Here is a 16,744-nt window from a genome sequence, read left to right as displayed (position 1 = left end):
TACATCGACTGCCTGTTCTTTTTGGGGCGTCTGTCCGCGTCGGCCCTATTTTACCGTGTACCAGAACTTGGCGCTGCGCACCTTGCCGTCCGTCAGCTTGAACTTGCACATGACGCCGTATTTCCCCTTCTTGGAGAGGTCGAAGTCGGCGCCGAAATGCCCCTGCATGCCCATCAGGTCCTTGGTCTGCTCGGCCTTGTTCGGCCCGATTACCTTGGCCTTGACCTCGCCGGTGGTCAGGGCCTTGCCACTCTTGGCATCCTTGAACTCGACCATGAGATGGTGGGTTTCCTTCATCCCCTTGGGCATATCCATCCCCTTCATATGTTCCTTCATGCTCATGACCTTGAAGGTTGCCTTGACCCCGTCGATCACCTCCTGGTGAGCCGCATTACCCATCTCCATCATGGAATGGTCGCCATGCCCCATGTCCATGGAGCCGTGGTCATGCCCTTCATGGTCGGCCGCAAAGGCCGCCGGGGCCGAGAGGGCCAGTGTTGCTGCTGCGATCATCAGTAGTTGCTTTTTCATCGTTGTTCTCCTTTTCACGTACGAGGTTATTGCTGCTTAAAGATCAACGTCTGCCACAGAGACACGGAGACACAGAGGTTCACAGAGAAAAACCAGACAGAATAATCGATATTAAAGTCGTTGTTTCGTTTGCCTGTCTTGCTCCTGCCTTTCTCCGTGTCTCTGTGTCTCTGTGGCAGATTATGATTCAGTGTTTCATCCCGCTGTACTTGAGAGTCCCCTTCCGAAGCTCCCGCTTTTTCATGAGCACGAAGATCACCGGCGTCATGATCAGCACATGCACCGCCGAGGAGAGCATGCCGCCGATCATCGGGGCGGCGATCGGTTTCATCACGTCGGCCCCGGTGCCGGTGGACCACATGATCGGTACCAGGCCCAGGAGGGCGACGGCAACGGTCATGAGCTTGGGCCGCAGGCGGAGCACGGCACCCTCGAAGGTGGCGTCGTAGATGTCCTGTTCGGTGCATGGCCCATTGATCAGCTTCTTGTCCAACGCTTCGTGCAGGTAGATGACCATCACCACCCCGGTCTCCACGGCAATGCCGTACAGGGCGATGAAGCCGACCCACACCGCCACCGACATATTGTACCCCAGGGCAGACACCAGGTAGACGCCCCCAACCAGGGCGAAGGGGACCGAGAGCATGACCATGCTGGCCTCCAGGGCCGAGTGGAAGGTGAAGTAGAGCAGGATGAAGATGATAACCATCCCCATCGGTATCAGCACCTGAAGACGCGCCTTGGCCCGCACCTGGTTCTCCCACTGCCCGGACCAGGCCACGTAATAGCCGGCAGGCAGCTTGAGGTTCTTTTCCAATACCTGCTTGGCCTCGTTGACGAACCCGCCCATGTCCCTGCCACGCACGTTGAGAAAGACCAGCGAACGCAACAGGCCTCCCTCACTGTTGATTTCCGGCGCGCCGGTGGAAACCTTGAGTTTGGTCACCATGGCCAGGGGGACCTGGGCGCCGTCGGCGCTCCCTACCAGGATCTGGCGGATGGCCGGGATGCTGTCCCGGTAGTCCCGTTCGTAGCGGATGCGGATGGGGAAGCGGTTTCTCCCCTCAACCGTGGTGGAGAGGGTCGCGCCCCCCAGGGCGGTCTCGATCACGTCCTGGACATCGGACACGTTGACGCCGTAACGGGCGGCCGCCTCGCGGTCGATGTCGATGTCGATGTAATTGCCGCCGGTAACCCGCTCGGCCACCACATCGGCCGCTCCGGGGATCGGCTTGAGGATCGCCTCGGCCTGCACGGCCAGATCTTTCAGCACGTTCAGGTCGGAGCCGAAGATCTTGACCCCCAGGTCGGTGCGCACCCCGGTGGAGAGCATGTTGATGCGGTTGATAATCGGCTGGGTCCAGCCGTTGCGCACGCCGATCTGCTGGAGCTTGCCGTCCAGTTCCGCCACGATGTCGGCCTTTTTGATACCCGGCCGCCACTGTTCCTTGGGCTTGAGGATGATAATGCTCTCGAACATGGAGACCGGCGCCGGGTCGGTGGAGGTCTCGGCGCGGCCGACCTTGCCCAGGACGTGCTGCACCTCGGGCACGCTCTTTATGATCGTATCCTGTACCTGGATGATACGCTTGGCCTCGGTGATGGAGACGTTGGGCAGGGTTACCGGCATGTAGAGCAACGACCCCTCATCCAAAGGCGGCATGAACTCGCTCCCCAGATGCATGAACAGGGGAATGGCGATCCCCAGCGCCACCAGGTTGAGGGCGATGGTGGTCTTCTTCCATTTCAGCACCCAACGGATCACCGGCGAGTAGAGCTTGATGAAGAAGGTGGAGACCGGGTTGGCGCTCTCGGGAGGCATCTTGCCCCGCATGAAGTAGTACATCAGCACCGGCACCAGGGTGATGGCGATCATGGCCGAACCCATCATGGAGAAGGTCTTGGTGAAGGCCAGGGGGTGGAACATCTTTCCCTCCTGTCCCTCCAGCAGGAAGACCGGCACAAAGGAGAGCACGATGATCGCCAGGGAGAAGAAGATTGCCCTCCCCACCTGCTTGGCCGAGGCTATGACGACCTCAAGACGTTTCCCGGCCCGCTCCTCCGGGGGCATCTCCGACAGGTGGCGGTAGCAGTTCTCCACCATGATCACCCCGGCATCCACCAGGACGCCGATGGCGATGGCGATCCCTCCCAGGGACATGATGTTGGAGGAGACCCCCATGAGCTTCATGGTGATAAAGGCGATCAGAACCGAGATCGGCAGGGTCAGCACGATCACCAGGGCGCTCTGGAAGTGGAGCAGGAACACCAGGATCACCAGGGAGACGACGACCGATTCCTCCAGCAGGTTATGTTTCAGGGTATCGATGGCCCGTTCGATCAGGTCGGAGCGGTCATAGGAAACCGCAATCTTCACACCCGGCGGCAGCCCCTTCTCCAGATCCTTGATCTTGACCTTGACCCGGTCGATGACATCCTTGGCGTTCTCGCCGTAGCGCATGACCACGATGCCGCCCACGGCTTCCCCCTCGCCGTTCATGTCCAGCATGCCGCGCCGGATGGCGCCCCCCATCTGGACCGTGCCTAGGTTTTTGACGTAGATCGGCGTGCCGCGCATGTCGGCACCCACCACGATGTTCTCCAGGTCGGCCTTGGACTGGACATAGCCCCGCCCCCGGATCAGGTACTCGGCGTCGGCCTGTTCGATCAGCCTTCCCCCCACGTCCTTGTTGGAGGCCTTGACCGCCTCCATCACCTTGCCCACCTTCATGTTGTAGGCGAACAGCTTGTTGGGGTCCAGGTCGATCTGGTACTCCCGCACATAGCCGCCGATGGAGGCCACCTCGGCCACCCCCTGGACGGTGTTCAGCTGGTAGCGCACGAACCAGTCCTGCAAGGTGCGCAACTGCTCCAGGTCATACCCCTTACCCTCGATGGTGTACCAGAACACATGCCCCACCCCGGTACCGTCCGGGCCCAGGGTCGGCACCACACCGGGGGGGAGCAGGGAGGCGGCGTAGTTGAGCCGCTCCAGGACCCGGGTACGGGCCCAGTAGATGTCCGCCTTGTCCTCGAAGATCACGTAGATCATGGAGAAGCCGAAGGCCGACGAGGCGCGCACGGCCTTGACCTGGGGCAACCCCTGCAGGTTGACCGCCAAAGGATAGGTGACCTGATCCTCCACCACCTGGGGCGAACGGCCGGGGTAGTCGGTGAACACGATCACCTGGTTGTCCGACAGGTCCGGGATGGCGTCCACCGGGGTCTTGTAGGCCGACCAGATCCCGGCGGCTACGATCAGGGCAAAGATCATCAGGACGATGACGCGGTTCCTGGCGGAGTATTCGATGATTTTTTCGATCATGGGGCGAAAACCTTTCAACCACCCCCGGCCCCTCCTAATCTAGGAGGGGAGAGGTCTCGTGGGGATTTTTGCGCTCCCCCTCCTTGATAAGGAGGGGGCTGGGGGGTGGTCAGGCTACATCTTCATATCATCCATCTTCAGCGAATCCTTCTTGGCAGGTGCCGGTGCCGTCGGTGCAACCGGTGCCGGTTTCTTGTCGTCCATCTTCATGCCGGGCATGGTTTCATGACCGCCGCCACCCTTGAGCTGGGATTCCGAGTCGATGAGGTAGGCGCCGGAGACCGCCACCTTGTCCCCGGATTTCAGGCCGGAGAGAATCTGCACCTTGTCGTCGGTGCGCTGGCCGAGTTGCACTGCACGCGGTTCGAACATGCCGGGGGAGGTCTCGACCCAGGCCACCTGGCGCTTGCCCGTATCCATCACCGCCGTGACCGGCACGACGATGGCCTTGCCCAGCCCTATCTTGATCGACGCCCGCACGAACATATCGGGCTTGAGCTTCATGCCGGGGTTGGCCATCTCCACCCGCGCCTTGACCGTCCTGGTCTTGGGGTCGAGGAAGGGGTAGATGAAGGCGATTCTGCCGCTGAAGGGCTTGCCGGGGAAGGATTGGGACTGGATCTCCACCCGCTGCCCGATCTTGATGTTGGGGAATTCGTTTTCGTACACCTCGATCTCGACCCATACCCGGGAGAGGTCGGCGATGTTGAACAGCACGTCGCCCGTGTTGACGTACTGCCCCTGCTGGACCAGCTTTTCGATGACCACCCCCGACAGGGGCGTGTAGATCGGCAGGCGGATGTTGGGCTTGCCGGCCCGTTCCAGCGCGGCGATCTGGCTCTCCTTGACCCCGAACAGCATCAGGCGCTGCTTGGCCGACTGCACCAGCCCATCACCGTTCTGGGAGATGGAGGGGATGGGCGAGTTCTTCAACTGGTCGCGGCTTTTCACCGCCAGCAGGTATTCCTGCTGGGAGGCCAGGAGATCCGGGGAATAGACCTCGGCCACCGGCCTGTTCCTGCCGACATAGGCACCGACCGCATTGACGTGGAGCTTGTCGATGCGCCCGGCGATCCAGGCCGTGACCTTGGCCTGGCGCGACTGGTCGTACTGCACGATGCCCACGGCGTTGATCTCCCTGTTCAGGTCCTCCTGCTTCACCTCCACCGTGGCCACATTGGCCATCACCCGCTGGGTCGGCGAAAGGGAGACATGGCCGAGCATGTCGGCCTGCTGCTTCTGCGCTGCGGTCTGGGTGGTGGTTGCCTGGGCGTCGTTGAGTTTCTTGATCAGTTCCATGCCGCAGATCGGGCAGGCCCCCGGTTTGTCCTTGATGATGAAAGGATGCATGGGGCAGGTCCAGAGCGGTTTGGCGCTCATCTCCTGCTTGGCGGCGCCGTCGCTTTTGGTCCAGCCGCTCACCTTGCTCAGCTTGCCGCTCTTGTAGAGCCAACTGGCGACGACGATGGCCAGGACCAGGATGGTCAGGGGGATGGTTATCTTCTTGTTTAAGGCCATGTGGAGCACCTTTCCTCGTAATTTGCAGGTTGTTGAAAAACAGCCATCAGGCCTTCGTCCTCGAATGCCCTTTCGTGCGGCGTAGCGCTGCTACGCCTCCTCGGGGCTTGTCTCGCGGGTGCGACGATCTGACTATTTTTGAACAACCTGTCAGTGATGGTCGTGATTCACCGTAGTGCTGCCGTTTTCCAGGTCGGCCCCCACCGTGGCCTCCAACTGGGCCAGCCTGATCTGGTAATCGGCCAGGGAGTCGTAGTAGTCCCGCTCGTAGTTGAAGAGCGTCAGCCGGCTGTCCAGAAGGGCCAGGAAATCCACCTTGCCCACCCGGTAGGCGATGACCGCCGATTCCAGGGCCTGCTCGGCCTGGGGGATGATCCCCCCCTTGTACAGTTCGGCCAGCTTCCGGCGCCGCTCCATCTGGGAGATCAGGTCGGCGATGGCGCTGCGGATGCCGTTTTTGGCGTCGTTCAACTCGGCCGTGGACATGGCCTGTTCCGAGGCCGACTCGGCCAGCATGGCGTGGCGCCGTTCCCGCTGCACCGGCAGGTTGAAGGTGACGCCCAGACCGTACATGTCCGAGCCGTCGCTCCCCATGGCCGGTTCCCGCTGCATGTACTCGAAGGAAACGGTGAAATCGGGAAAGAATTCCTTGCGGGCCAGGGCCTGGGCGGCTTGGGTCTTGCCGATCTGGGCCTGCATCCCCTTCAGGAGCGGGCGGTTTTGCTCGGCCTGTTCCAGCAGTTCCGCGTCGCCGTGATTGAAGGGAGCGATCTGCGGGTCGGGGATGGCGCCGACAGGGGTGTTCACCGGGCGGTAGAGCAGGCTGTTCAGCCGGATCTCCAGGCCGCGCCGCTGCTGCTCCAGGGTGATTTTCATGTCGAGCAGCTTTGATTTTTCCAGCTGGGCCTTGAAGATGTCCTGCTGAACCCCCTGGCCCACTGCATAGCGGTTTTGGGCGATGGTGATGAAGTCGTCCAGGATACGGCTGTTCTTGGCCAGGATCTCCAGGGATTTGTCGGTGAAATAGATCTGGTAGTAGGTTTCCTTGACCCCCCGGACGATGTCCAGGATGCGCTCTTCCCGGTTCCAGTGGGAGGCCTCGGCGTCGCGCTGCGCCACGTCGCTTTTGAGGCCGCGTTTGCCGAACCAGGGGAGTTGCTGGCTGATGCCCACGACCTTCTGGGTCATGCTGTCGCGCCTGAAGTTGAGGGGATCGCTGACGACGCCGTTCTGGATCTTCAGCATCAGCATGGGGTCTTCCAGGCTCCCGGCCTGTTTGGCTTTGTTTTCAAGCATCCTGAGGTGCGCCCCGGAGGCCGTGACCTCGGGGTTGTTCGTCAGGGCGGTTTTTACCAGTTCAGCGAGATTTTCCGTCGGTTTGGTCTCAGCCGCGCGGCTGAAGCCTGCCGGAAGCATGGCGGTGACGAGCAGGGCAAGAAAAACGACGCGGGTTTTCATAGGGTGCCTCGGTGTTGGTTTCGTGGTCATGCATCAATCTATTTCAAGGGGTGTGCCAACGATGCAATGTGGCGATTATACAGCGATTGCTTGGAATGTACAGTGAGAAGGAGGTGAAAGGCTGTGGAATATCCTACAGGGGGGGAGCATATTCTTCAGATAGTGAAAGGGCAAATCACAAAAGATCAATCTGCCACAGAGACACGGAGACACAGAGGAAAGGCAAAAGAGAGAAAACCAATATTTTTTAGAGTAAAACCACGGGCTGAAATTCAAAAGTTTTTTGCTTTCCACCTCGTTTTGCCTTTCTCTGTGAACCTCCGTGTCTCTGTGGCAGATGTTTATTTTTCCGGGGAAACGATGCCGTATTTCTCCATGCGGTAGATGAGGGTATGACGGGGGATGCGCAGGAAACGCGCCGCGGCGGTCTGGTTCCAGTTGTTGCGCTCCAGGGCGGCCACCACCACCTCGTGCTCCAACTGTTCTAGGGAATACCCCTCGGGGGGGAGGTTGAATACCGCCGTCGTCCCAGGCGCCGCGCCGTTCCCGGAGCGGATCTTGTCCGGCAACTCCTCCAGGGTGATGGTGTCCCCGTTGCGCATGATCAGCAGGCGTTCCACCGTGTTCTCCAGTTCCCGCACATTGCCGGGCCAGCCGTAGTTCACCAGCGTATCCAGGGCCTGGCGGTCGAAGTTGACCTGGGGACAGCCGTGCTTGGCGCAGAAGTAGCGGAGCAGGAGCGGTATGTCGTCCGGCCGCTCCCGCAGGGGGGGGAGGTGGATCGGGATGACCGACAGCCGGTAGTACAGGTCCTCCCTGAAGGTCCCCTCGGCCAGCGCCTTTTCCATGTCCAGGTTGGTGGCGGCCACCAGGCGCACATCCAGTTTGTGGGCCTTGGTCCCCCCCACCGGCTCCACGACCCGCTCCTGCAAGGCCCGGAGCAGCTTGGGCTGTAACTCCAGCGGCAGTTCGCCCACCTCGTCCAGGAAGAGAGTGCCCCCCTCGGCCAGTTGGAACCTGCCGGTCTTGTCCTTTACCGCCCCGGTGAAGGCGCCCTTGACGTGGCCGAACAGTTCGCTCTCCAGCAGGTCGCGTGGGATGGCGGCGCAGTTGATGGCCACGAAGGGGGCGTCCCAGCGTCCGCTGTGGGTATGGATCGAGCGGGCCACCAATTCCTTGCCGGTGCCCGATTCGCCGGTGATGAGCACCGCCGCCTCGCTGTCCGCCACCTTGCGCACGATGTCGAAGACCTGTTCCATCTGGCGCGAAGCCCCCACGATGGTGCGGAAGTCGGATTGGTCGGCTAGTTGATTCTTCAGGCGCTTGTTCTCGGCGGCCAGGCCGGTGAATTGCAGCGCCTTGCCCACGGTCAGCCGGAGTTCGTCCCGGTTGAAGGGCTTGGTGATGTAGTCGTAGGCCCCCAGTTTCATGGCCTCCACGGCGATGTCCACGGTGCCGAAGGCGGTGATGATCATCACCAGGGTCTCGGGCGAGCGCTCCTTGACGGCCTTCAACACCTGAAGCCCGTCCATGCCGGGCATCTTCATGTCGGTGATGACCAGGGCGGGCGCTTCATCGGCGAACAGGCGCAGCCCCTCCTCGCCGCTGGCCGCGGCCACCACCTGGTAGCCAGCCTCCTGGAGGTTGTATTCCAGCACCCGCCGGAGGGAGGTGTCGTCGTCGATGATGAGGATTTTAGGTTTCATGGTGGTCCTCTTGGTCATCATTTTTTATTCGTTTTATCCTCAATAGCAATAGCCTCCGGCGGCAGATAATTTTCCCCGGTCACAATACGCCTGCCGGTCTTTTGCTCCAACTCCAAACGCGCTTTTTTGGCGATGCCTCCGCCTTTTTTGCTGGCAATCTTATTTTCATCCATACCGGTGGCTTCAGTCGATTCGGCAATCTGGCGAGTGGAGAGTTCCGCCAAGGCGGTAAAGATCAACTCCGCCTCGCTCATATGGTCACGCAAGTTCTGAGTTTTTAGCCCCTTTGCCTCCTTGTGCGCCTGCACGGTCAATCCCGACCACTCATGATGGATGATGTTGGTCAGGATGGCAAACTCGGATTCTTTCCTTATGTCATGCTCTTTCCAATAGTCAGTCAGCTTGTTGCGGGTTTCCTGTCCCATCATCCGCTGCTGAATCCATTTTTCACTTCTGCCATGTTGTTGCCAGTACTCCCTGGCCCGGTCAAGCGAACGTGAGGGGTCGGCCATATCCTGCATACGCTCGTAACCGACCCTGGCCAACCATATCTTGATCGGCTCCGCCTTGGGGCTGGGGACGGACTGGATCAGGCGCAGGAGCGTTTCCGGGCTGGCAGCGTCGGTTAGCCGCATCTTCCCGTCTTCGGCAGGCATTTTCAACTGGTTACATTTTGTAACCGTTTCACTTCCTTCTTTGTTCAGACGATTTTTCAACACCTTCCAGTAGTTCCTGGCCGCCTGGAAATCAGGCTGTTGCAGTAGTGCCTGGATAATGTCCACTACGGAGAAAAACCAAGTCTCTGTCTGTTCGTCGTAGATTCTGCGGATTTTGTAATCTTCAAAAATTGCAGGCTTGTTGCTCATGATCGACCTCGCATGGCTGTGCCTTGATCGTGCTTCTTCATCAACGACTATGTAATCCGGCTTTTCCAAGAGAACATTCAGCACTTCATACCTTTGTCCACGTTACCAGACAGGCACTTTGTAACGAGAGCAAGGAATTCCTATATCACCGGCAACCTGACAATGACCGTCGTCCCCGTGCCGGTTTGGCTTTCCACCTCCAGCGTGCCGCCATGGGCCTCGATGATCTTCTTCGTGATGGCCAGCCCCAGGCCGGTGCCGTCCGGCTTGGTGGTGAAGAACGGTTCGAAGACCCTGGCCAGGGCACTGGCCTCGATCCCTGGGCCGCTGTCGCTGAAGCGGATCTCGTGGTTCCCGTCGGCCTGTCGGGTGGCGATGGTCACACTGCCGCCCTCCGGCGTGGCCTGGAGGGCGTTGATGACGATATTCAGGAACGCCTGGCGCAGCTTTTCGCCGTCGGCGCTGACGAAGAGGTCGCCTGCGGGCGGCTCCAGGGAGAGCTTGATCTTGCGGGCCTTGGCGTCGTTGGTGGTGAGGGTGACGATGGTCTCCAACTCTTCCCGCAGGGAGCAGCGTACCATCTCCGTCGGCTGGGGGCGGGCCATGCGCAGGAACTCCTCCACCACCCGGTTGAGCCGCTCGGTCTCCTTGATCTGGATCTCGATAAACTCGTGCTTGGGGTCGCCGGGCTGGTAGTCGTCCCGCAGGATCTCGGCCGTGCCGCGGATCGAGCCTAAGGGGTTCCTGATCTCGTGGGCCAGCACCGCCGCCATTTCCCCCAGGGTGGAGAGCCGTTCCGCCCGACGCAACTGCTCCTCGATGGTCATGATCCGTTCCGACTGGGTTTGCAGCTTGTTGTAGGATTCCTCCAGCCCCTGGGCGGTTTTCTGCAACTCAGAGCTTCGGGCGCGTTCCCGCTGCGCCAGGAGTCCCGTGACGCCTCCCACCACGTTATACATGACGATTTCCAGGTACTTCTCCATCTCCAGGGTCAAGCCGCCCCCCCACTGGAAGAGGATGTGGGGGGCGTACACCACGCTGACCGTCAGGGAGCAGAGCAGGCCGCCGCGGAAGCCGAACCAGAGGGCCGCCAGGATGATCGGCAGGTAGTAGAACCGCTGGAAGATGTCGTGCAGGTAGTGGAGGTTCAGCGGGGTCAGGTAGTGGAGCAGGCTGATGCCGAGGATGGAAAAGGCCAGAAGTACGGTGCGCAGGATGGTTGATTTCATGGGTACCTATATAGCGCAACCTCTCGGAAAGTTAAACCCAAATCAGTTTCTCTCGGGCTCGTAAGTTATACTACCCGTCCATCCTTCAAGGTGATGGTCCGGTCGCTGTACCTGCCGTTGTCCGGGTTGTGGGTGACCATCACGATGGTCTGGCCGGCGGCGTTCAATTCCCGGAACAGGGCCATGACCTCGTCGCTGGTGCGGGAATCCAGGTTGCCGGTCGGTTCGTCGGCCAGCAGGATGTGGGGCGTGTTGACGATGGCCCGGGCGATGGCGACCCGTTCCTGCTCGCCCCCGGAGAGCTGGTTGGGGAGCCGCCCGGCCTTGGCCCCCAGGCCGACCCGTTCCAGGGCCTGACGGGCCGCGCCCTGTTTCTGGGCGTTCTTCGCCTTGACGATGGCCAGGGGGAGCATGACGTTTTCCAGCGCTGTCAGGTAGGGGATCAGGTGGAAGGACTGGAAGACGAACCCCAGGTTCTGGGCCCGGAAGTCGGCCAACTTCTCGCCGGGAAGCTGGTAGAGCTTCACCCCGGCCATCTCCACCTCGCCCGATGTGGGGTGGTTCATCCCCCCCAGCACCGAGAGGAGGGTGCTCTTGCCGGAGCCGGACTGCCCCATGACGGTGATGAATTCCCCGGCCTCGATAGCGATGTCCACGCCGCGCAGCGCCTCGACCGTCTCGCCGCCGCTGGTGTAGTGTTTTGTCAGGTTGCTGATTTCAATGAGTGGCATTCGACAGATTCTCCGCTTTGCTTCTACTGAGGTGGTCAATTTTTCGCAAGGTCAAGGAAGGCGAGAGGCGACGCGGAGGCGTAGCAGCGCTACGCCGCACAAGGAGGCTCGAGGCCTGACGCCGAGATTGCGGAAAAGTGGCCGCCTCATAATGCACGTAATGCTTCGGTGGGGTCCATCCTGCTGGCATGCAGCGCCGGATACAGGCTCGCCAGCAGGCCCAGCACCAGGGCCAGGGCGATGGAGCCGCCCGCCACCCAGGCATCCCAGAGCAGCTTGGCGTCTTTGGCCTCCGCCATGAAGGGGAGTGCCAACCGGGCGCCAGCCATGCCGACGCCGTACCCCAAAAGGCCGGCCAGCAGGCTGACCAGGGCCGCCTCCAGCAGGATGATCCGCATGATGTGGCTCTTCCTGAAGCCGATGGCGCGGAAGACGCCGATCTCGGTGGTGCGCTCGTTGACGCTCCCCATCATGGTGACGAAGACGATCAGGGAGCCGATGAACACCACTACGCCGGCCATGGCGTAGGAGAAACGCTTGAAGTGGTCCAGCGCCTTGAGGCGTCCCTCCACCACCTGCTGGATGGCCGATACCTTGGCGTCGGGCAGTTTTTCGGCAATCTGGACGACCATGTCGCCGATGGGGCACCCGGAACAGAGGGCCGCCACCTCGGCCAGGGTGATCTTTCCTTCCTTGCCGAGCAGCTTCTGGGCCTTTCTGAGCGGCGCAAAGACCAGCGAGTCGTCCTGGGAGCCGGTCTGGTCCAGCACCCCGACAACCTTGAAGGCTTCACCCTTGATCTGGAGCGTGTCCCCGCTAGCCGCGTTGAGCGCCTTGGATGCGTCGCTCCCCAGCAGCAGTTCGTTGTCCCCTTTGGGGGCATCGCCGAAGATCCGCCACCACTGTTTCATCTTCAATTCGCTGGCGAAATTGACCCCCACCAGGAGGACATCGTGCCCGCCGATGGGGACGCTTCCCAGCACCTTGGGGCTCACGGCCGAGATGTTGCGGTGGTTGGCGATGGTCGCGATGCGGGCCAGGTCGGCTTCGCGGATCTCCCGCTGGTCGAAGGTCACGCCCCCCAGGCTGATGCCGCCGTAGTTCATGGCCAGGCCGTTGCTCTGGGGGGTCACCAGGATGTTGGCCCCGAACTCGTCCATCTTGTGTTCGATATCCCGGGACATGGACGTGGTGAGGGTGAGCAGGGTCACGATGGTCCCGATTCCCACCATCAGACCGATGGTCAGAAAGGCCATCTTGGCCTTGCGGCGCTTGAGATTGTTCAGGGCGATGGTGTGGAGTTTCATCTAAAAGAACCGTGCCCCTGCCTTGAGATCGGCCGCCTTGATGGTGATGGCGCCCCCGCTCACCTGGTGGGGGAGAAAGGAGGGATTGCAGCCTCCGCCCGAGTTGGGACCGATACGGTCGATGGCGAATTTCTTATTGCAGTTCTTGCAGAGCATCTGGTTCCCCTGCTGCTCGTACCCCTTCTTGTCCCGGTAACAGACGTCGCAGGCGTCAAAGGCGGTGCGGTAGCTGCCGTCGGGCGCCTTGACGACGAAGAAGGCGATGCTCTTGCCCCCATCGTCGAAACGGTAGAAACGGACCTTGTCGCCACTCAAGCGGGAGACCGGGATGGAAACCGTGCCGTTGTTGGCCTTGATCTTTTCGTACTTGCCCAGGGAAAAGGCAAACACCCCTGCTGCGCCGATCAACAGCGCCCCGATGATGATCCCTGCCCAAACCAGTTTTTTGGTGTAATTCATGTGCATACCCTGCTCCCCCTACCTGGTTATAGTTCCTGTCCCGCAGCCTCTGTTCCCGCAACACCCTTGTCTGCCGGCGACGCTCGCGCCCACGTCCTTGCCGGTGATCCGCCGGTACTGCTCCGGCGTCACGACCTCCTCGACCGTGCTGGCGAACCCGGCCTTTTTGACGTTCTCCGCCAACACCTCCGGTTTGATCGCCTTGGTGTCGTAGCCGACAATGACCCAACCGCCTTCCAGGTCCACCTCGGTCGTGGCGACGCCTTTGGTACTCCGCAGCGTCTTTGTAATCCTGTCGGCGCAGCTTCCGCACGTCATGCCGGTCGTCTTCAGGACCGCCACCGAGTCGGCGGTCGCCCCGGCCCTGACGTGTACCGCCAGGAGGGCAAGGAACACGATCGCCGTCACGACCAATGCCGTATTGATGATTCTGTTTTTCATAGTCGCCCCATTCGGTCGCGCACGGTCATTTCACCGGCCGATCCACGTTGTTTTCCTGTTTTCAAGGAGCATGCCAGCGTGGTTATATTGCATAAATGGCTGTAATATCGTTTATATATTCGGCTTGTCCGCGCTGGAATGTATTTTGCGTGTGGGGAATATCCGCCAGGCGTGTGTGGAATATTCCCCACACGGGGATCTGCCGAAACAGGCGGTAGGATGGGCCTGACGATTAATCGTTGACAGGGCGGCCCGAATTCTATACGAAGTGAACCAGCCATGCGCCATTCAGTGTATTACCCATTTGCCATCATCGTCATCGCCCTGTACCTGCTGCTGCCGGTAAAGGCCTTTGCCCATTGCGACGCCCCGGAGGCCTGCATTGCCGGGGCCCAGGTCGTGCGGAGCGGTGACGGGGCCCCCTGCGGCTCGTGCCCCTGCTCGGGAACGCAGCATGCGGATTGCTGCGAAAGCGCCTGCTGTTGCCCCTGCCACGCTCCCTTCGGCCAGCGCGTCACGGTCGCCTATGCACCGATGGTTACGTTCCTGCGCTGCCCTGAAGTCCGCGGGGAGCTGCCCCAGGTCTACCCCTCCATCTACGTGCCCCCGCAGAACCGCACCGCCTGATCCGGCCATCCGTCGGGATGCTGCGCCCCTGTTTGGCATCCCCCTGCATCGACAAGCCTTTCACCATACTGCCCTGTTGCTGCGTACGCCCCCGGCGTCCGGCGGCAGGGGGACACACTACCAAAGGAGTCTGCCAACGTGACAACCGATCAACGCAGTTTTCTGAACTCCCTGTGGGACTTCTTCTGCTCTCTGAAGCTTACCATGTCCCTGCTCATCACCCTGGCGGCCACCTCGATCATCGGGACGATCATCCCCCAGGGGACGCCGCCCCAGGAGTACCTGCAACAGATTTCTCCGGTCAAATTCAAGCTGTACCAGGCCCTGGGCTTCTTCGACATGTACCATTCCTGGTGGTTTATCCTGCTGCTCTACCTGCTGACGGTCAATCTGGTCGCCTGCTCCATCAAACGCCTGCCCCATATTTGGAAGACCATCACCCAGCCGGTGACGGTGCTGGGCAGCGGGCTGGAAAAATCGCTGCCCAATGTGGTTTCCTTCAAGGCGGGCGGCGAGCCCGAGGCGCTCCAGGCAAAGGTGACCGCCCTTCTCAAGGCCGAGTTTGCCGAGCCGGTGGCGACGGAAAACGACGGAGCCCACCACCTGTTTGCCCAGAAGACCCCCTGGTGCCGCCTCTCGGTCTACTTCGTCCATCTGAGCGTCATCGTCATCTTCATCGGTACGATGATCGGTTCGCTCTTCGGCTACAAGGCCTTCGCCAATATCATGGAAGGGGAGAGTGTTGCCAAGGTGGTAACCCGTTCGGAGAAGGAGATCGATCTCGGCTTCTCGGTGCTTTGCGAGAAGTTCAGTGCGTCCTTTTACGACAGCGGCGCCCCCAAGGAGTTCAGGAGCGTCCTGACCGTGCTGGAGAACGGCAAGCCGGTGCCGGGTTACGAGCACAGGGCGATCATCGTCAACGATCCCTTGACCTACAAGGGGATCACCTTCTACCAATCCAGCTACGGCAATGCCGGTGAATACCGCTTTCTGGTCACCGATCTCGACGGCAAGAACGCCGTCCCGGTAACGGTGCCCGCCACCGGCTCGGCAACCCTGCCGGACGGCAGCAGCATGCACGTGCTCGAGACCACGCCCGACATCGCCCCCTTCGCCCCCGGTCTCTCCGGCCCGGCGGCCAATATCGAGATTCATGGAGCCGGCGGCGCTTCGGAACGGGTGGTGGTCTACGCCAATCATCCCGAACTGAATATCGAGCATGCGAAACAGCATGGCAAGGGGCCGGTCATCCACTTCAAGGGTGAGGAAAAGCGGATGTACACCGGCCTGCAGGTGGCGAAGGACCCGGGCGTCTGGATCGTCTGGCTGGGCTGCCTGCTCATGGTGGCGGGCATCTTTGCCGCGTTCTTCCTCTCTCACCGCCGTATCTGGGTGCGGATCCAGCACGGAACCGTCACCATGGGCGGTAACGCCAGCAAGAACCAGGCGGCTTTCCAGCTCTTCTTCGACCGGCTGGCCGATAAGCTCAAAACAGAATGTTCAGGGGAGAAAAGATAATGACAAGCTCACTTCTGTTCAATGTCACCACGTTTACCTATCTCGTCTCCATGCTGCTGTTCTTCGCCTTTCTCGCCAGCCGTGCCAAGGCGCTCGGCGCGGCCGGCATCGTGACCGCCTACGCCGGCCTTCTGGCCCAGACCGGTGCAATCGTGCTGCGCTGGAAGGAGTCCTACGACATGGGGTACGGCCATGCGCCCCTCTCCAACCTGTATGAGTCCGTGGTCTTCTTCTCCTGGACCATCGTGCTGATCTTCGCCCTGCTCGACCTGAAGTACAAATACCGGGTCATCGGCGCCTTTGTCATGCCCTTTGCCTTGCTGGGCATGGCCTGGGCGCAGCTCGGCTTGAACAGCGGCATCGAGCCGCTCGTCCCGGCGCTCCAGAGCAACTGGCTCCTGTACCATGTGGTCACCTGTTTCCTCGGTTATGCGGCCTTTGCCGTGGCCTGCGGCATCTCCATCATGTACCTGATCAAGGCCGGTGGCGAAGAGCGCGCCGACACCTCTTCCGGCGGCCTCATGGCCATGTTCCCCCCTATCCGGGTGCTGGACGACCTGAACTACCGCGCCATCATGGTCGGCTTTCCCCTACTGACCCTGGGGATCATCACCGGCGCGGCCTGGGCCAACTACGCCTGGGGCACCTACTGGAGCTGGGACCCCAAGGAAACCTGGTCCCTCATCGTCTGGTTCGTGTACGCCGCGTTCCTCCACGCCCGTTTTACCCGCGGCTGGGTCGGCAAAAAGGCGGCCTGGCTCTCCATCATCGGCTTTGCCGCCACCATCTTCTGCTACCTGGGGGTCAACCTGTTCCTGTCGGGTCTCCATAGCTACGGCGGAGGGAAGTAGGCGCAATCCCCTTGACAGGCCCGACGGAGATTGGCTATAGTCATAGCCGTATAAAGGGGAGTAGCTACCGGCCGGAGACATGGCCGGCCCCGGGCCCGTCAATACGGTCGTACGGCCCGGGCCGGGGACGATGACATTCGAAAGCAAGACCTTTATCCAGGCGTTCACACACCGGGG

At 61.0% G+C, this 16,744-nt stretch carries 14 protein-coding genes; 3 read left to right on the top strand and 11 right to left on the bottom strand.

What is annotated here, in order from left to right:
• Nucleotides 1-45: 45 nt before the first annotated feature.
• The 11 genes from ET418_RS07670 to ET418_RS07620 form a co-directional block, all read right to left on the bottom strand.
• The gene (locus ET418_RS07670) at nucleotides 46-531 is read right to left on the bottom strand and encodes a hypothetical protein (RefSeq protein WP_149307017.1); all 486 of its coding nucleotides are present in this window, start codon (nucleotides 529-531) and stop codon (nucleotides 46-48) included.
• A 187-nt stretch (nucleotides 532-718) separates the two neighbouring features.
• The gene (locus ET418_RS07665) at nucleotides 719-3,856 is read right to left on the bottom strand and encodes an efflux RND transporter permease subunit (protein ID WP_149307016.1); all 3,138 of its coding nucleotides are present in this window, start codon (nucleotides 3,854-3,856) and stop codon (nucleotides 719-721) included.
• A gap of 114 nt (nucleotides 3,857-3,970) precedes the next feature.
• Nucleotides 3,971-5,374 (bottom strand): efflux RND transporter periplasmic adaptor subunit, encoded by a 1,404-nt coding sequence (locus ET418_RS07660; protein WP_149307015.1) that lies wholly within the window; start codon nucleotides 5,372-5,374, stop codon nucleotides 3,971-3,973.
• A gap of 150 nt (nucleotides 5,375-5,524) precedes the next feature.
• Nucleotides 5,525-6,832 carry a TolC family protein gene (locus ET418_RS07655; RefSeq protein WP_149307014.1) on the bottom strand — a complete coding sequence of 436 codons (1,308 nt, stop codon included), beginning with the start codon at nucleotides 6,830-6,832 and terminating at the stop codon, nucleotides 5,525-5,527.
• A 341-nt stretch (nucleotides 6,833-7,173) separates the two neighbouring features.
• Entirely contained in the window at nucleotides 7,174-8,538 is a 1,365-nt protein-coding gene (locus ET418_RS07650) for a sigma-54-dependent transcriptional regulator (RefSeq protein ID WP_149307013.1), read from the bottom strand.
• Nucleotides 8,539-8,555: 17 nt separating this feature from the next.
• Nucleotides 8,556-9,404, bottom strand: a complete 849-nt coding sequence (locus ET418_RS07645) for a BRO family protein (protein WP_149307012.1) — start codon at nucleotides 9,402-9,404, stop codon at nucleotides 8,556-8,558.
• A 140-nt stretch (nucleotides 9,405-9,544) separates the two neighbouring features.
• Nucleotides 9,545-10,633 carry a two-component system sensor histidine kinase NtrB gene (locus tag ET418_RS07640; protein WP_149307011.1) on the bottom strand — a complete coding sequence of 363 codons (1,089 nt, stop codon included), beginning with the start codon at nucleotides 10,631-10,633 and terminating at the stop codon, nucleotides 9,545-9,547.
• A 65-nt stretch (nucleotides 10,634-10,698) separates the two neighbouring features.
• On the bottom strand, nucleotides 10,699-11,364 hold the full coding sequence (locus ET418_RS07635) for an ABC transporter ATP-binding protein (protein ID WP_149307010.1): 666 nt from the start codon (nucleotides 11,362-11,364) through the stop codon (nucleotides 10,699-10,701).
• A 146-nt stretch (nucleotides 11,365-11,510) separates the two neighbouring features.
• The gene (locus ET418_RS07630; RefSeq protein WP_149307009.1) at nucleotides 11,511-12,671 is read right to left on the bottom strand and encodes an ABC transporter permease; all 1,161 of its coding nucleotides are present in this window, start codon (nucleotides 12,669-12,671) and stop codon (nucleotides 11,511-11,513) included.
• Nucleotides 12,672-13,136: a DUF2318 domain-containing protein gene (locus ET418_RS07625; protein WP_149307008.1), complete on the bottom strand. Its 465-nt coding sequence runs from the start codon at nucleotides 13,134-13,136 to the stop codon at nucleotides 12,672-12,674. It abuts the gene before it with no gap.
• 12 nt (nucleotides 13,137-13,148) lie between these two features.
• The gene (locus tag ET418_RS07620; protein WP_149307007.1) at nucleotides 13,149-13,571 is read right to left on the bottom strand and encodes a heavy-metal-associated domain-containing protein; all 423 of its coding nucleotides are present in this window, start codon (nucleotides 13,569-13,571) and stop codon (nucleotides 13,149-13,151) included.
• 279 nt (nucleotides 13,572-13,850) lie between these two features.
• Between ET418_RS07620 and ET418_RS07615 the strand changes: the two genes are divergently transcribed.
• From ET418_RS07615 to ccsB, 3 genes are all read left to right on the top strand, one after another.
• Nucleotides 13,851-14,198, top strand: a complete 348-nt coding sequence (locus tag ET418_RS07615) for a hypothetical protein (RefSeq protein WP_149307006.1) — start codon at nucleotides 13,851-13,853, stop codon at nucleotides 14,196-14,198.
• 138 nt (nucleotides 14,199-14,336) lie between these two features.
• A complete protein-coding gene (gene resB, locus ET418_RS07610) occupies nucleotides 14,337-15,716 on the top strand; it encodes a cytochrome c biogenesis protein ResB (protein ID WP_149307005.1) in 1,380 nt (459 codons plus the stop codon).
• On the top strand, nucleotides 15,716-16,567 hold the full coding sequence (ccsB, locus tag ET418_RS07605) for a c-type cytochrome biogenesis protein CcsB (RefSeq protein WP_149307004.1): 852 nt from the start codon (nucleotides 15,716-15,718) through the stop codon (nucleotides 16,565-16,567). Before resB ends, ccsB begins: the two co-directional genes overlap by 1 nt.
• The last annotated feature ends 177 nt before the right edge of the window (nucleotides 16,568-16,744 follow it).

Origin of the sequence: Oryzomonas rubra (assembly GCF_008369015.1) — a bacterium.
GTDB classification, from domain to species: Bacteria; Desulfobacterota; Desulfuromonadia; order Geobacterales; family Pseudopelobacteraceae; genus Oryzomonas; species Oryzomonas japonica.
The sequence above is the reverse complement of the archived record's forward strand: the minus strand, read 5'-3'. Positions and strand labels throughout refer to the sequence as shown.

What these genes read in the sequence shown, in the direction of transcription:
- ET418_RS07650 (WP_149307013.1), bottom strand. Translation starts at nt 8,538, where the DNA reads ATGAAACCTAAAATCCTCATCATCGACGACGACACCTCCCTCCGGCGG.
- ET418_RS07620 (WP_149307007.1), bottom strand. Translation starts at nt 13,571, where the DNA reads ATGAAAAACAGAATCATCAATACGGCATTGGTCGTGACGGCGATCGTG.
- ET418_RS07660 (WP_149307015.1), bottom strand. Translation starts at nt 5,374, where the DNA reads ATGGCCTTAAACAAGAAGATAACCATCCCCCTGACCATCCTGGTCCTG.
- ET418_RS07670 (WP_149307017.1), bottom strand. Translation starts at nt 531, where the DNA reads ATGAAAAAGCAACTACTGATGATCGCAGCAGCAACACTGGCCCTCTCG.
- ET418_RS07615 (WP_149307006.1), top strand. Translation starts at nt 13,851, where the DNA reads ATGCGCCATTCAGTGTATTACCCATTTGCCATCATCGTCATCGCCCTG.
- ET418_RS07665 (WP_149307016.1), bottom strand. Translation starts at nt 3,856, where the DNA reads ATGATCGAAAAAATCATCGAATACTCCGCCAGGAACCGCGTCATCGTC.
- ET418_RS07655 (WP_149307014.1), bottom strand. Translation starts at nt 6,832, where the DNA reads ATGAAAACCCGCGTCGTTTTTCTTGCCCTGCTCGTCACCGCCATGCTT.
- ET418_RS07640 (WP_149307011.1), bottom strand. Translation starts at nt 10,633, where the DNA reads ATGAAATCAACCATCCTGCGCACCGTACTTCTGGCCTTTTCCATCCTC.
- ET418_RS07645 (WP_149307012.1), bottom strand. Translation starts at nt 9,404, where the DNA reads ATGAGCAACAAGCCTGCAATTTTTGAAGATTACAAAATCCGCAGAATC.
- ccsB (WP_149307004.1), top strand. Translation starts at nt 15,716, where the DNA reads ATGACAAGCTCACTTCTGTTCAATGTCACCACGTTTACCTATCTCGTC.
- ET418_RS07625 (WP_149307008.1), bottom strand. Translation starts at nt 13,136, where the DNA reads ATGCACATGAATTACACCAAAAAACTGGTTTGGGCAGGGATCATCATC.
- ET418_RS07630 (WP_149307009.1), bottom strand. Translation starts at nt 12,671, where the DNA reads ATGAAACTCCACACCATCGCCCTGAACAATCTCAAGCGCCGCAAGGCC.
- ET418_RS07635 (WP_149307010.1), bottom strand. Translation starts at nt 11,364, where the DNA reads ATGCCACTCATTGAAATCAGCAACCTGACAAAACACTACACCAGCGGC.